Origin of the sequence: Oribacterium sp. HCP28S3_H8, from assembly GCF_052064775.1 — a bacterium.
Taxonomy (GTDB): domain Bacteria; phylum Bacillota; class Clostridia; order Lachnospirales; family Lachnospiraceae; genus Oribacterium.
In genome coordinates, this window is sequence record NZ_JBQHUZ010000008.1 from 45,560 (window position 1) to 60,011 (window position 14,452).

Consider the following 14,452-nt stretch of genomic DNA (forward strand, 5'->3'; position numbering starts at 1 on the left):
CAGATGAGCAGAGCATATGATTATCTTGTAGTAGGCGCGGGATTGTTTGGTGCCGTGTTTGCGGAAGAGGCAGCGAAATCCGGAAAAAAGGTGCTGGTCATTGACCGGCGCCCGAATATTGCCGGCAATGTGTATACAGAGGACATTGAAGGCATTCACGTACATAAATACGGAGCGCATATTTTTCATACCAACGATACAAAGGTGTGGAATTATATTCAGCAGTTTGCGGTTTTTAACCGTTTTACAAATTCTCCGGTTGCGAACTATCATGGCGAGCTGTATTCACTTCCATTTAATATGTATACATTTAACCGGATGTGGGGCGTCATTACACCGGAGGAAGCAGCGGCTAAGATTGAGGAGCAGCGTAAGGCTGCCGGTATCACAGAGCCACGGAATCTTGAGGAGCAGGCAATCAGCCTTGTAGGTACGGATATCTATGAGAAGCTGATCAAGGGGTATACGGAGAAGCAGTGGGGCAGACCCTGCACGGAGCTTCCGGCATTTATCATCAAACGGCTGCCGGTACGGTATACCTTTGATAATAATTATTTTAATGCTTTGTATCAGGGGATTCCGGTCGGCGGCTATACGGCTATGGTTGCCAACATGCTGAAGGGAGTCGAGGTTCGGCTCAATACGGATTATCTTAAGCATAAGGCAGAGCTTGATGCACTGGCGGATCAGGTGGTTTACACGGGTGCAATCGACGCGTACTTTGACTATGCGCTCGGTTACCTTGCGTACCGGTCTGTTCGTTTTGAAACCGAGGTGCTCAACAAGCCTAATTTCCAGGGAAATGCTGCTGTGAACTATACTGATAGAGAGACCCCGTGGACGAGAATCATTGAGCATAAGTGGTTTGAGTTCGGCAAGGATTCCGAGGGCAGGGATCTGCCTAAGACCGTCATCAGCCGGGAGTACAGCTCTGAGTGGAAGCCCGGGGATGAACCGTACTATCCTGTGAATGATGAGAAAAACGGTGCGCTGTATCAGGAGTACCGTAAGCTTGCGGATCAGGAGAAGCAGGTGATTTTTGGCGGACGTCTGGGCGAGTACAAGTATTATGACATGGATAAGGTAATTGCGTCCGCACTGGATTTGTGCAGGAGAGAGCTTAGCTGAGTTTTTTAAAGAAACAGGAGATCAGCTTGAATATCATATATGCATCGGATGATGGATACTGTCAGCATATGGCAGTCTCCATCTTTTCGATTATAGAACATAATAGAAAGGAAGACCTTTGCTTCCACATCCTGGATGACGGGATCAGCGAGCAGCACCGCAGAGAGCTCACCGAATGGATTGCAAGTGAAGGACAAAACGTCCGCTTTTATCCGGTAGGGAAAGAGATGGAAAGGCTGAAGGAGGACATTCCGGGACTTACGACAGGTAAATTCCGGATTACTACGCTTGCAAGGCTTTTTCTGGGATCCATTCTGCCGGAAACCGTTACCAAGGCACTGTATCTGGACTGTGATACCGTGACGCTCCGGTCGCTGCATGGTCTGTATGCATGGAAGCTTGGCAATCATGTTGCGGCAATGGCACCGGAACCGACAGTATATCCGGAGGTCCGGGAGCTGGTGGGACTCACAGAGACGGAACCATACTATAATGCAGGCGTGATCCTATTAAATCTTTCCAAATGGCGGGAGCTTGGACTGGAGGGGCAGAGCCTGTGCTATTACCGGGAGATGGATGGGCAGCTTCCGTTTAATGATCAGGATATCCTGAACCATGTACTCCGTGGAAAGGTGCTGTGCCTCTTTCAGCGGTATAATTTTTTCAGTAATTACTACTATTTCCGATATGCTGCGATCCTGAAGGAGTCACCCTGGTATGCAGCACGGGAAACAGATGCAAGCTTCCATAAGGCAAAGCATCATCCTGTGATTGTGCATTTTGCAGGAGATGAGCGTCCCTGGTTCCGGGGAAGCCACAATCATTACCGGCGTGCCTATGAACTCTGCCTCCGGGAGACTCCCTTTGCCGGAGCCCGGAAACAGGAGGGGAAAGAACTCTATATGGCAGCATATTTTATGATGAATCTGCTTACCTTCCTCTGTCCCGTAACGCGAAAATGGATTTCGCATACCTATTACCAGCGCTCTGTAAGGGAGCACTTTAATAAAGATAAAGAGAAAGGAAAAGTAAAAGGAAAGGAAAAGACAAAGACAGGAGAGATGCATGGAACTTGCAGCGGTAATACTTAATTATAATGACAGTGAGCATACAGAGGAGCAAGTAAAACGGATCCGGAACTATGCAATCCTTAAGTACATCGTGATCGTGGATAATCACTCTACGGATGACAGCTTCACCAGATTGTCTCTGCTCCGGTCGGAAAAAGTAAAGCTGATCTGGGCAAGAGACAATGGAGGATACGGCGCAGGCAATAATTTAGGACTAAGCTACGCTTTTGACAAGCTGCATGTATCCCATTGTGTAATTGCCAATCCGGATACCAGCTTTTCCGAGGCATGCTTAAATGCCATGCTGGAGACCTTCCGCAGGAGTCCGGACATTGGCGTTGTGAGTGCGGTCATGAGAGACTATCAGAGGGGACTGCAGCAGACAGCATGGCCGATCCGTCCGTGGCTTGGAGAGCTTTTAAACTCCGGACCGATTTCACGGAGAGTTTTTGCCGGTCTGATCAACTACCGTCCGGCATATATGGCGGGTCGGCACGCAGTCGCCGTCGGAGTGGTACACGGATCCATGCTGATGATACAGGACGAGGCATATGAAAAATCCGGCGGCTATGATGAGCATGTATTCTTATACTGCGAGGAAAATATTCTGGGATGGCGGCTGAGAAATGCAGGATTTCATTCGGTGCTTTTACTGGATCAGAATTATCTCCATGAAAACAGCGGAACGATCTCCAAAACCTATCACAGTATGGTGCCAAAGCAGAAGCTGCGTCAGCAGTCGGAAATGTATTACTACAAGCAGTATCTTAAGATTGGTCCCTGGGAGGAAGCAATCACCAGAGTCTTCCAGAAAATCGTACTGCTGGAAACGATCGCAGCAGAAAGGCTTAAGCTTTTATGATCCGTATATTGATGTGCACCTTTAATGGAGCCGCGTATGTAAGGGAGCAGATTGACTCCATACTTTGTCAGGATACGACAGAGCCATTTGAACTCTGGATTTCGGATGATGGTTCGAGCGATGCAACGCTTACGATCCTCCGGGAGATGGAACAGCAGTACCCGGACCGGATCCGCGTGTCAGTGGAAAATCCGCCTACGGGTTCCGCATGCAGACATTTCCTTACGCTGTTTTCGGAGGGCGCCGCGGAGCATGCGGACTATCTGATGTTCTCGGATCAGGATGATGTATGGAAGCCATCCAAGATCCGTAAAAGTCTTGCGGCAATGCATGCAGTGGAGGCTGTGTATCAGAACAGTACACCGGTGCTTGTGCACTGTGACTCGGAAATTGTGGATAAGGAGCTGCATCCGGTTGCGGACTCCTTTGTAAAATACCAGAAGATGACACCGTCCCGCTGTGGATTTCATCAGCTCCTGGTGCAGAATAACGTGGTTGGCGGCGCCATGATGATCAATCACGCACTTGCCGAAAGGCTTGTGGATATCCCGGAGCATGCGGTGATGCATGATCAGTGGATTGCTCTTGTGGCAGCAGCCTTTGGACAGATCCGTTTTATCCCGGAAGCCTTATATCTGTACAGACAGCATGGAGATAATGTACTGGGTGCGGATCGCGGATCGCGGATCGGAGAGATTCTGGGACGGTTCGGAATCGGGCGGAAGGACGGGAGGTCCAAGGCAGATATGGATGCGCACTCCCATGCGGTATACCATGAGCTGTTTCTCCAGGCAGAAAGCTTTAATAAAATTTACGGAGCACAGCTTACAAAGCGGCAGCAGCGGGAGCTTGCGGCGTTCCTTAGGATCCCGGACGAGCATCGGCTTGTAAAAATCCTGACGATCTTCCGGTATGGCTTTACCTACAATCTACTGCATCGAACCATTGGGGAATGTCTTTTTATAGGATAGGAAGCAAAGATTTTGGATAATCAGAGAAACATCATGGTTAGTGTCTGTATCGTGACCTATAACCATGCAAAATATATAGGAGAATGCCTCGAGCATATTTTGTCCCAGAAACGCGACTTCCGGATCGAGATTCTGATTCATGATGATGCGTCTACGGATGGTGCACAGGAGGTGATTCTCAAGTGGCAGAAGCGGTATCCGGATATCATCAAGCCGATCTTCCGTACGGAAAATCAGTATTCGAGAGGCATCACCAATATCACCGGTGCTTTTAACATCCCTCGTGCAGTAGGGAAATATGTAGCAGTGATGGATGGGGATGATTACTGGTGTGATGATCATAAGCTTGAGAAACAGGTTCGGTATATGGAGCAGCACCCTGAATGTGTATTCACCTTTCATGCTGCAAAAGTAGAGGCGGAGCATGGTGCACTGGTTAATGCATCGCTCATGCGACCGTACATCGGATCCCGCGTGGTGACTCCGCAGGAGCTTGTGGATAAAGCCGTAGGGATACCATTCGCAAGCTTTATGCTCCGTAGGGACATCCTGATGCCGCTTCCGGAGTATTATTTTGACTGCCCGGTGGGAGATCGTCCATTGGAGCTTATTGCAGCAACACATGGAGATGCGTACTACTTTGATGAGCCTATGAGCGTTTACCGCTTCGGGATCGGCGGCTCCTGGACGGAGTCCCAGATGACCGGGGACTACCGACGTAAGCAGGAGCTTTACGCGGAACGGATGCGTAAAACCTATGAAGCCTTTGACGTAAGCACCAATGGCAGATTTCATGTGGAAGCGGTACGTGCAGCCGACCGGGTTAAGTTTCTGACAGAGGTGAATACGCGGAACTTTACGGAAATCTATAAGGACAAAAACAAAGCCTTCCGGGCGGAATTATCTTTGCATGACCGGTTTTTTATTGGAATGGAATACCGGATGCCGTGGCTTTACCATATGCTTCGAAGCATAAGAAACGGTGGGAGGTAAGGCGGATGGAAAACAACAGCTTAAAATCCAAGGTCTTAAACGGTATGTTCTGGAAGCTTTTGGAACAGACAGGATATCAGGGCATCCAGTTTGTGGTTGCACTGGTACTCGCCCGGCTTATGACACCGCGAGAGTATGGAACAATCAGTCTGATTACCATTTTTATTACAATTGCCAACACCTTTGTACAGTCCGGATTTGCTACAGCACTGATCCAGAAGGATGAGATCCATGAGGAGGACTATTCCTCGGTTTTCTGGCTCAGCATGCTGCTGGCACTGCTATGCTATATCGCACTTCTCGTGGCTGCACCGTGGATTGCCATCTATTATCACACACCTGTGCTTACCGAGCTGATCCGGGTAATGGGACTTGTACTGTTTCCGGGAGCTGTGATTTCGATCCAGACAGCCCGGATCTCAAGGAAGCTGCAGTTTCGCAAGCTGTTTCAGGCGACTATGATTGCTGTACTCCTGTCCGGTGTCATTTCCATCATGCTTGCGTTCCGGGGATTTGGAGTCTGGGCGATGGCTGCGCAGCAGATGATCTACTATTTTGCCCTGATGGCGAGCCTTTTTTTATTTACACGATGGTTTCCAAAACTGCTGCTTGAGATGGGACGGATCCGTGTGCTGTTTTCCTTTGGGTGGAAAATCCTGGTTTCAGGTCTGATTGATACGATCTGGCAGAACATCTACGGACTTGTGATCGGTAAAAAATACAGCAGTGCGGAGCTTGGAGTTTATAATCGGGGAGAGCAGTTTCCTAAAATTCTTACCGGAAGCCTTACAGCTGCGGTGCAGTCGGTCATGCTTCCAGCGTATGCAAGGAAGCAGAAGGAACCGGAAACGCTCCGCAGGATGTGCCGGCGTTCCATACAGTTCTCGGCTTTTATTGTTTTTCCGATGATGGCGGGGCTGATCGCCGTTGCAAGACCGCTTGTGCTCCTGCTGCTCACGGAAAAATGGATAGATGCAGCACCATATCTTGCACTGCTTTGTCTCGGATATGCCTTGCTTCCGATGGACTCGATCAATCTGCAGCTCATGAACGCGATGGGGAGGTCGGACCTTTTTCTCCGACTTGAGATCATAAAAAAAGCACTGGGGATTCTGGTCCTCGTGCTTAGTCTGCCCTTTGGCATCATGCCTATGCTGATTATGAAGATCGTGGATGAATATCTCTGCCTCATCATCAATGCATTACCCAACGGAAAACTCATAGGCTATGGTCCCGCAGCGCAGCTCCGGGATCTTCTGCCCGCTGCGGTATGTGCGGCACTGATGGGAGCCGGAGCCTGGGCTGTGCAGCTGCTTAAATGGAGCCCTTTATGGACGTTGATGCTACAGATCCCTGTGGGCGTTGTACTCTATCTTTTCTTTTCTTTTTTATTTAACCGTGCTTCCTTTGACTATACTTACGGATTAATTTTGAAATATATTCAAAGGTCGCCGCAATAAGGCGCATTTCTATGAGGAGGTAACGCATTGGCGGGACCTCCTCTAATTTTGCTCTCCTTAGATCAGGCAGGCGTCTGAGCCCCTCCCAAAGCCCCAGAAGATAGTCTCTGCCGTAGCCAAGCCTTGTAAAATACAGTTGCTTAATCAGGATCCCTGAGATCAGAGGAAATGAATTTAATATCATAAGGAAAACCGGCAGGTTTTTGTAAATCAGCCAGATACTGTTTCTGGCAGAGAGCTTCACTTTGAAGTGATTATACTTACTGCCGGAGGTACCGGAGCCTACATGTTCACAAACTGCTTCAGGACAATACCAGATTTCGTAGCCATAGAGATTTGCACGAAATGAAATATCAATATCCTCAAGATATGCAAAGTGGTTTTCATCAAAAAGTCCGACAGTTTTAAATGCCTCCGTCCGGTACATTGCCGCGCCGGCACAGGCGGAGAATACCCGGGCAGGCTTCTGCCATGCGGAGACCGGCTCATCCAGTCCCCGCTGAAACTGCCAGCCAAGGAGATTGTACTGGTCTCCGGCATCATCTATGATGGTGTTATCATGCATTTTGATCATCTGAGAGGAGAGGGCAAAAATACGGTGCTCCGGGTCCTGGTCCATCCGTTTCTCGAGCGCCTGTATAAACTCCGGACGAGCCTTGGTGTCATTATTTAAAAGCAGCACAAACGGAAGCGAATGCTGTTCTGCCCAATGAATCCCCTGATTTACAGCACCGTCAAAGCCGAGATTTGCTTCATTAAAAATGACATGCCGCATTTGAGGATCCTTTAGAGACCAGCTTCTTAGCCATTCCACGCTGCCGTCAGTAGATCCGTTTTCGATGACAAGGATGTGAAAGGCGCTGACGGTCTGTCGGTCCAGTGCAGTCATACAGTCCGGCAGGAAGCGGAGTCCGTTGAAATTGGGGATTACTACAACGGTTCTTGGGGAAGTGAGCTTCTCTGCTCCGCGATGTGATTCTGCTATGGACGGTTGATCTTCAGTATGCATATAAAATTCCGACTCCTTTTTAGAAATGAAAGAAATGGTAGACAAACAAACAGACCGCCGCATCTGCGGCGGCCTGTTGTCTAAGCTGGCTTCATGTAATTATCTATAGTATATAAGCTTTATTTGATTTTTTAAAGGCTCAGCCTTCATTTGGCTCGATATTTCCCTCAGCCTCATCTACCGCAGCCTGGCTCTGCGCCTGCGCGACAGCCTGCTTATCTGCATCGGACTGGGCATTGCCAACGACCGGATCCGTCGGATCATAATCCTGACTTCTCGGGATTGCCTGCTCAACAGCACCCTTCTCTACAGGCCCCTTATCCCAAGGATCGCTGAAGATCGTCACAGTAGTACCCTTGCCGCAGTTGTTGTATACCCAGGCAGCATCACAAGCTCTCAGACGGATGCATCCGCCGGAAATTGCCTGATCAATGAAGTTATAGTTGATCGCATCAAAGGTATGCGGATTGGCTTCTGTATACAGCAGAGAATGAATGATAAAGCCATTGTAGAACCGGTTCAGGAACTGACAGTAGCAACCCTCATGCATGTATTTCCATCTGTACTTCTCATAAATATGGAAGGAACCGATCGGCGTGTCGGTACCAACCGAGCACATAAAGGTCTTGAACGGGATCGTATAGTTGCCGCTGGAGTCCTTTGCCAGGACATATACAGTACGGGTAGCCTTATTGATCCGGATCGCATAGGAGCTCTGCGCACCCATGATCGGCTCCAGATCCTTCACCGCATGACCGTTCTGATCAAAGTATACATTGTATCCGTTGACATTCTGCCAGCCGGTGACCGCGGTTCCGTCCACAAAATAGTACTGATTGGAATCCTTGTCAAAACCGGTACCAGTGTAAGCGCTGCCATCGGCCTTGGAGTATTTAACGACGCCGGACGCATCCGTATAGACTCCCTCGGTGTAGGTATTGTCCAGCGGCTTATCGGTAGGATATGGGAAGGCTACGCCGTTTTTCCAGAGTGCAAGCTTCAGTGCTACGATGTATTTATCTGTGCCGATCGCTCCGCAGGCCTGTCCGGCTACTGCCCAGTCCGTTTCCGTGCCATCATTTAAGACAGCTCTATAGTAGAGCTCTCCGAGATGATGGGTATATCCCTTGACACGGAACATTACAGCCTGAACCGTACCCTGGTCCGGTGTGGTTTCTCCGGAAACCGCCCATGGTCCCCAGCCGCTTGCCTTGGAGTAGGTCCTGTAATACCATCTGCCGACATTCTGATGCTCCAGCATCATACGGTTAAATCCGTTTTCTGCAAAAACAAACGAGTCGTTCTGCTGCGAATATCCATAATCGATACGATTTCCCGCGGAATCATAGATATAATAGGTCGCGAGAGGAACAAGATTCAGGACGGGATCCGGGGACAGATCACCATCATGACCAGTGGTCAGAGTCGGGCGGATTGCATCGACACTGACAGTTACCTTGCCAAGGGTTTTACCTGAGGAAATCTGCTGTGTAGCAGAGCCCTGGGAAGCAACGCTTGTGGAACCGGAAGTTCCGGAACTGCTCTGGCTGTTGGAAGCGTCACTGACAGGAGTGTCAGCTGTCTGTACATTGCCATTTCCCGTATTGGCGGAATAAATGGCAGAACTGTTATTTGCAATGTTATCGCCAGGACCGGCAGCAAAGCTTGTTACGGACTCTGCCAGGAGCATGGCGGCAACGGTTAAAAATGTTGCTGCTTTTTTGATACTATACATAAAATCTCCTGATTGTATTATTTTTACCTTACTACATAAATTAACATGTAAACCATATCACAACTCTCTTAAAGATGCCATACAGGATTTACTTTTGAAAGCAATTAATATAGAATTGTAAAGAACTTGACAGAAGTGAAAATAAAACAATGAAGGTGAATTTATGGATCATAAAACCATTAATGTAACCCGTGCAAGTCTTCCACCGCTTGAGGAATATGAAGCAATGCTCCAGGATATCTGGGACTCTGCATGGCTTACGAATATGGGTAAGTACCATGAGGAATTAAAAAAGCAGCTTCTTACTTATCTTGGAGTCGGATCAATTGAGCTTTTTGTAAATGGACACAGTGCGCTGGAGCTCCTGCTTCAGGCAATGGATCTTAAGGGCGAGGTGATTACGACGCCATTTTCATTTGCGTCCACTACCCATGCCATCGTACGGAACGGGCTGAAGCCGGTCTTCTGTGATATTAATGACCGGGATTATACAATTGATATAGATAAGCTGGAAGCGTTGATCACACCGGAAACGAGCGCTATTGTGCCGGTGCATGTATACGGCAATGTCTGTGCAGTGCATGATATACAGGAGATTGCGGACAAGCATCATCTCAAGGTGATTTATGATGCCGCGCATACCTTTGGGGAGAGTTATGATGGCAAGGGGATCGGCACCTATGGAGACGCTTCGATGTTTTCCTTCCATGCAACCAAGGTGTTTAATACCATAGAGGGTGGAGCCGTTACGACGGGAAAGCCGAATCAGGAACTTATGGAAAAGCTGTATGAGCTTAAAAATTTCGGTATCCTGGGTCAGGAGGAGGTTGCTTCTGTCGGTGCCAATGGTAAAATGAATGAATTTTGCGCTGCGATGGGACTTTGCAATCTCCGGCATGTGGATGCATGGATTCAGAAGCGCAAGGCGATTTTTGAGCGGTATATGGAAGTGCTCGGCAATATTCCGGGGATTCTGCTGCCGCTTCGTAATCATAATGTCAAGTTTAACTATGCCTATATGCCGGTCAGATTCCATCAGTTTGGATTCAGCAGAGATCAGATTTACCGGAATCTTGAGAAATACGGCATTCATGCCCGGAAGTATTTCTATCCGTGCATCAATGCCTATGCATGCTACCAGGGAGCATATCATCCTGAGGATACTCCGGTGGCAAAGCTGGTTTCAGAGGAGATTTTGACGCTGCCGATTTATCCGGATCTGGAGCTTACAGATGTGGACCGGATCTGTCAGATTATCCTCAATGGAAAGCCTGACCGGGTATAGCAGATAAAAACCTATGAGCAGTAAAATCAGTATATTTAAATAAGGAAAAGCGATGAATCATCAGAGAAATGTACTTGTTACAGCCATCGGCTCTTTTTCCGCGGATGCCGTGATCCGGGAGCTTAAAAAGGCGGGAAACAGAGTCATCGGATGTGATATCTATCCGGCAGAGTGGGTGGCGCAGTCGCGAGATGTGGATGCGTTTTATCAGGCACCCTATGTCAGCGATGAGGAAGCATATCTTACGTTCCTTAAAAATCTGATTCAGAAGGAGCAGATCAGCCGGATTGTTCCACTGATTGATGTGGAAGTGGATCTTATGAACCGGGATCGGGATGAAATCGAGACCGGAGAAACCAGGATCTGCATGTCGGATGTGGATACCATTGAGCTGCTCCGTAATAAACTGGAGCTTGGGTTAAAGGTACAGGGCATTGTGAATGAGCTGGAGGATCCGGAGCTTAAAAGTCTGGTCCGGACGATCCCCAGCACACCGGCAGAGGAAGTGGATTTTGAGAGAGTCACGCTACCGCTGATCCTGAAGCCGGTTCGGGGGCGGTCCAGCCAGGGACTGTACCGGATCCGGAAGCAGATAGAGCTTCGCGGCGCACTCACGGAGATCGAGGATCTTGGCAATTATATCATGCAGCCTATGCTGCAGGGGAATGTCATCACCGTGGATATTGTCAGAGACCATGAGGGACATTGCCTTGCGATTCCGAGAGAGGAGCTTCTGCGTACTTCCAATGGCGCAGGCTTATCTGTGAGAGTTTTTGAGGATCCTGGCTTTCAAAAGGTTGTCTGCCGGATTGCGGATGCGCTGGGAGTACTCGGATCAGTTAATTTTGAGTTTATCCATGGAGAGGGATCCGGCGTATACTATTTTATAGAGTGCAATCCCCGTTTCAGCGGAGGTGTTGCATTTACCGAGCTTGCGGGCGTGCCGGTGATTTCGGATCATATGGCAGTGTTTGACGGAGAAATCATAGATGACAGTGTGAAACCGGAGTCCGGCTTCATGACGAGGAAATATCTTGAATGCAGAATGTAAATGCAGAGCAATGTCAACAAAATAAAAATAAGGTGCTGCTGATTATCCCGGCATATAATGAAGCGGAGAACCTGCCCGGAGTTGTGGAGGATATCCTGTCTCAGAAGCAGGAGATGGACTATGTGATCGTCTCGGATGGTTCTACGGACGGTACACTGGAGCTCTGCCGGAAACAGCAGTATAACTATATTGCGCTTCCCATCAATCTCGGACTTGCCGGATGCTTCCAGGCCGGGATGAAGTATGCCTATCGTGCAGGCTATACCTATGCAGTACAGTTTGATGGAGATGGTCAGCATCGCGCAGAGGATGTGGCAACCCTCCGTGCCAGGATGGATGAAGGAAATTATGACATCGTACTGGGCTCCCGGTTCCTAAGACAGAAAAAGGGCGGTTCCATGCGGGAAATCGGATCCAGGATGATTTCTGCCGCGATTCGGCTGACAACCGGTAAAAAAGTGACGGATCCTACCTGCGGTCTCAGAATTTATAATCGGCGTGTCATTGCAAGCTTTGCATACCGTCTCAATTACGGACCGGAGCCGGATACCATTTCCTACCTTATTAAAAATGGTGCGCATATTGCCGAGGCACCGGTAAGCATCCATGAGAGGCAGGCAGGCGAATCCTATCTCCGCCCCATGAACGCAATCCGCTATATGCTGCGGATGCTTGTATCCATACTGTTTATACAAAATTTCAGACATGAATAAACAAAACCATATCAGACAGGATGTGATCTGGAATGCAGCCGGAAGCCTGATTTACGCGCTGGCGTCCATGGTGCTGGCATTTTCTGTGATCCGGCTTGCAGGTCCTCGGGATGGAGGAATCTTTGGATTTGGATTTTCCACGCTGGGGCAGCAGATGTTTATCATTGCCTACTTTGGCATACGGCCGTTCCACATCACCGATATGAAAAAAGAATACAGCTTTGGAGATTATCTCCTGGCACGGAGATGCACATCGCTGCTGGCAGCCGCGGCTTCCCTTTGCTTTGTCCTTATCATGCATCAGCTTGGACAGTATGAGAACGACAAGGCATGGGTACTGTTTCTTTTATGTGTGTATAAAATCATCGACGGATATGCGGATGTCTATGAATCAGAGCTGCAGCGGCAGGACCTTCTTTACCGTACCGGTCAGTCACTTGCGTTCCGGACAACCGCGTCTGTAGCAGCGCTGCTGATCACACTGGCGCTTACACATAACCTGCTCACGGCAGTGCTGGTGACCGATGGCATGCAGCTTTTAGGCACCTGGCTTTTTGCGGTCCGGATCCTTAAAGAGACCGATGCAGACTACACGGTGCACCCGGGAGCCTGGCAGAGGCTGATCCAAAATACCGGGCTTCTGTTTTTATCGGTATTTCTGGATTTTTATGTTTTTTCAGCATCCAAATATGCCGTCGACGGGAAACTGGGCTCGGAATTTTCCGGATTTTTTAATATCCTCTTTATGCCGACCTCCTTTATCTATCTGATTGCCAACTTCCTGATCCGTCCGCTCCTTACACGACTCGCGCTGGAGTATCAGAAGCCGGATCCTGACGACTTTCATAAAACCTGCCGGAGCATGCTGCTCTCGGTACTGGGACTGGGCGCAGGGATCTCGCTTCTTGCGGCGTTGTTTGGAAGGTTCGGACTGATGATTTTTGAACTGCTGCTCGGTCCCAGATACCGGGGCAGACTGATTTTTCAGTATGTACCATTCCTTTTACTGATTCTCGGCGGAGGCTTTTATGCACTTGCCAATGTGCAGTATTATATTCTTGTAACGATGCGGAAGCAGAAGCTGATTTTCTTTGGGTATCTTGCAGCGGCTGTTGTGGCATTTCTCACGACAGGCGGTATCGTCCGGGAGTATGGACTTTTTGGAGCGGCGGTGTCCTATCTTCTGCTTATGCTGCTATTGTTTCTGCTGTTTACATTCGCCGCACTCTATGCGTCGGGAAAGGCAAAAAAAAGATGAGCGTTGATGTGATCATCCCAACCTACCATCCGGGAAACAAATTCCGCGAGCTTGTCAGGAGGCTTGGCAGGCAGACCGTCCCGTACCATAAGCTCATCATCATTAATACCGAGGAAGCCGGTTTTGACGCAGCTCTCCTGGAGGGGGCCGCGAATGTTACGGTCCGCCATATTTCCCGTGCGGAGTTTGATCATGGCGCCACCCGGAATCTGGGAGTGTCGCTATCCGATGCAGAGTATTTCCTGATGATGACGGATGATGCGATACCGGCGGATATGCACCTTATCGAGCGGATGCTTAAGGCACTGGAAACGGATGCAGGAATTGCGGCAGTCTATGCCAGACAGCTTGCCTCCCGGGAGAGCTCCTTTGATGAGCAGTATGCCCGGCGCTTTAATTATCCGGAGAAGTCGCGTGTAAAGTCACTTGAGGATCTGCCGGAGCTTGGGATCAAGACCTACTTTATGTCAGATGTGTGCTGCATGTACCGGAGAGCTGTGTTCCGGGAGTTGGGCGGATTTATCCGGCATACGATATTTAATGAGGATATGATTTTCTGCGCCGAGGCGATGCGTGCAGGCTACAAGGTTATGTACTGTGCGGAGGCGCAGGTAATCCATGCACATCACTACAGCGGGATCCAGCAGCTGCACCGGAACTTTGATCTGGGGGTTTCCCAGGCGGATCATCCGGAGGTTTTTAAGGGCATCGCCTCTGAGGGAGAGGGTATCCGGCTTGTGAAGGGCAATGCCGTTTGGCTTTTCCGGTCCGGAAAGATCTGGCTGCTGCCTTCTCTTGTATGGAGATCCGGCTGTAAATTTATCGGATATCAGCTTGGAAAGCATTATCGCAGTCTGCCGCGTCCGCTTGTACGGAAGCTCAGCATGAATGTGAATTACTGGCAGAACGCTTGAAGC

At 49.1% G+C, this 14,452-nt stretch carries 13 protein-coding genes; 11 read left to right on the top strand and 2 right to left on the bottom strand.

The features are described from left to right. Window positions 1-3 precede the first annotated feature (3 nt). Genes glf through ACTNEN_RS10220 form a run of 6 tightly spaced genes read left to right on the top strand, consistent with a single transcriptional unit; the run spans window position 4 to window position 6,484 of the window. Entirely contained in the window at window positions 4-1,128 is a 1,125-nt protein-coding gene (gene glf, locus ACTNEN_RS10195) for a UDP-galactopyranose mutase (protein ID WP_441206262.1), read from the top strand. Between the two features lie 26 nt (window positions 1,129-1,154). After that, complete coding sequence (locus ACTNEN_RS10200) at window positions 1,155-2,219, top strand: glycosyltransferase family 8 protein (protein ID WP_441206264.1); 1,065 nt, start codon at window positions 1,155-1,157, stop codon at window positions 2,217-2,219. Continuing rightward, window positions 2,194-3,060: a glycosyltransferase gene (locus ACTNEN_RS10205; RefSeq protein ID WP_441206266.1), complete on the top strand. Its 867-nt coding sequence runs from the start codon at window positions 2,194-2,196 to the stop codon at window positions 3,058-3,060. The genes ACTNEN_RS10200 and ACTNEN_RS10205 overlap by 26 nt, the downstream gene beginning before the upstream one ends. Then, a complete protein-coding gene (locus tag ACTNEN_RS10210; RefSeq protein WP_441206268.1) occupies window positions 3,057-4,031 on the top strand; it encodes a glycosyltransferase family 2 protein in 975 nt (324 codons plus the stop codon). The genes ACTNEN_RS10205 and ACTNEN_RS10210 overlap by 4 nt, the downstream gene beginning before the upstream one ends. A gap of 12 nt (window positions 4,032-4,043) precedes the next feature. Then, window positions 4,044-5,024, top strand: coding sequence for a glycosyltransferase family 2 protein (locus ACTNEN_RS10215; RefSeq protein WP_441206269.1), 981 nt, complete (start codon window positions 4,044-4,046; stop codon window positions 5,022-5,024). 5 nt (window positions 5,025-5,029) lie between these two features. Further along, window positions 5,030-6,484: a lipopolysaccharide biosynthesis protein gene (locus ACTNEN_RS10220; RefSeq protein ID WP_441206270.1), complete on the top strand. Its 1,455-nt coding sequence runs from the start codon at window positions 5,030-5,032 to the stop codon at window positions 6,482-6,484. Here ACTNEN_RS10220 and ACTNEN_RS10225 read toward each other — a convergent pair. Both ACTNEN_RS10225 and ACTNEN_RS10230 read right to left on the bottom strand, forming a co-directional pair. Continuing rightward, window positions 6,417-7,493, bottom strand: a complete 1,077-nt coding sequence (locus ACTNEN_RS10225; RefSeq protein WP_441206271.1) for a glycosyltransferase family 2 protein — start codon at window positions 7,491-7,493, stop codon at window positions 6,417-6,419. The genes ACTNEN_RS10220 and ACTNEN_RS10225 overlap by 68 nt on opposite strands. Before the next feature lie 139 nt (window positions 7,494-7,632). Next, entirely contained in the window at window positions 7,633-9,228 is a 1,596-nt protein-coding gene (locus tag ACTNEN_RS10230; protein ID WP_441206272.1) for a L,D-transpeptidase family protein, read from the bottom strand. Window positions 9,229-9,391: 163 nt separating this feature from the next. Here ACTNEN_RS10230 and ACTNEN_RS10235 point away from each other — a divergent pair, with 163 nt between their 5' ends. Genes ACTNEN_RS10235 through ACTNEN_RS10255 form a run of 5 tightly spaced genes read left to right on the top strand, consistent with a single transcriptional unit; the run spans window position 9,392 to window position 14,449 of the window. Beyond that, the gene (locus ACTNEN_RS10235; RefSeq protein WP_441206273.1) at window positions 9,392-10,513 is read left to right on the top strand and encodes a DegT/DnrJ/EryC1/StrS family aminotransferase; all 1,122 of its coding nucleotides are present in this window, start codon (window positions 9,392-9,394) and stop codon (window positions 10,511-10,513) included. Window positions 10,514-10,565: 52 nt separating this feature from the next. Beyond that, entirely contained in the window at window positions 10,566-11,564 is a 999-nt protein-coding gene (locus tag ACTNEN_RS10240; protein ID WP_441206274.1) for an ATP-grasp domain-containing protein, read from the top strand. After that, on the top strand, window positions 11,552-12,277 hold the full coding sequence (locus ACTNEN_RS10245; RefSeq protein WP_441206275.1) for a glycosyltransferase family 2 protein: 726 nt from the start codon (window positions 11,552-11,554) through the stop codon (window positions 12,275-12,277). Before ACTNEN_RS10240 ends, ACTNEN_RS10245 begins: the two co-directional genes overlap by 13 nt. Further along, a complete protein-coding gene (locus tag ACTNEN_RS10250; RefSeq protein ID WP_441206276.1) occupies window positions 12,270-13,535 on the top strand; it encodes a lipopolysaccharide biosynthesis protein in 1,266 nt (421 codons plus the stop codon). Before ACTNEN_RS10245 ends, ACTNEN_RS10250 begins: the two co-directional genes overlap by 8 nt. After that, window positions 13,532-14,449, top strand: coding sequence for a glycosyltransferase family 2 protein (locus tag ACTNEN_RS10255; RefSeq protein ID WP_441206277.1), 918 nt, complete (start codon window positions 13,532-13,534; stop codon window positions 14,447-14,449). The genes ACTNEN_RS10250 and ACTNEN_RS10255 overlap by 4 nt, the downstream gene beginning before the upstream one ends. Window positions 14,450-14,452 lie beyond the last annotated feature (3 nt).

Bases quoted from the DNA above. Each gene is read 5' to 3' on its own strand.
- glf (WP_441206262.1), top strand. From the start codon at position 4: ATGAGCAGAGCATATGATTATCTTGTAGTAGGCGCGGGATTGTTTGGT.
- ACTNEN_RS10205 (WP_441206266.1), top strand. From the start codon at position 2,194: ATGGAACTTGCAGCGGTAATACTTAATTATAATGACAGTGAGCATACA.
- ACTNEN_RS10210 (WP_441206268.1), top strand. From the start codon at position 3,057: ATGATCCGTATATTGATGTGCACCTTTAATGGAGCCGCGTATGTAAGG.
- ACTNEN_RS10220 (WP_441206270.1), top strand. From the start codon at position 5,030: ATGGAAAACAACAGCTTAAAATCCAAGGTCTTAAACGGTATGTTCTGG.
- ACTNEN_RS10225 (WP_441206271.1), bottom strand. From the start codon at position 7,493: ATGCATACTGAAGATCAACCGTCCATAGCAGAATCACATCGCGGAGCA.
- ACTNEN_RS10230 (WP_441206272.1), bottom strand. From the start codon at position 9,228: ATGTATAGTATCAAAAAAGCAGCAACATTTTTAACCGTTGCCGCCATG.
- ACTNEN_RS10235 (WP_441206273.1), top strand. From the start codon at position 9,392: ATGGATCATAAAACCATTAATGTAACCCGTGCAAGTCTTCCACCGCTT.
- ACTNEN_RS10240 (WP_441206274.1), top strand. From the start codon at position 10,566: ATGAATCATCAGAGAAATGTACTTGTTACAGCCATCGGCTCTTTTTCC.
- ACTNEN_RS10245 (WP_441206275.1), top strand. From the start codon at position 11,552: ATGCAGAATGTAAATGCAGAGCAATGTCAACAAAATAAAAATAAGGTG.
- ACTNEN_RS10250 (WP_441206276.1), top strand. From the start codon at position 12,270: ATGAATAAACAAAACCATATCAGACAGGATGTGATCTGGAATGCAGCC.
- ACTNEN_RS10255 (WP_441206277.1), top strand. From the start codon at position 13,532: ATGAGCGTTGATGTGATCATCCCAACCTACCATCCGGGAAACAAATTC.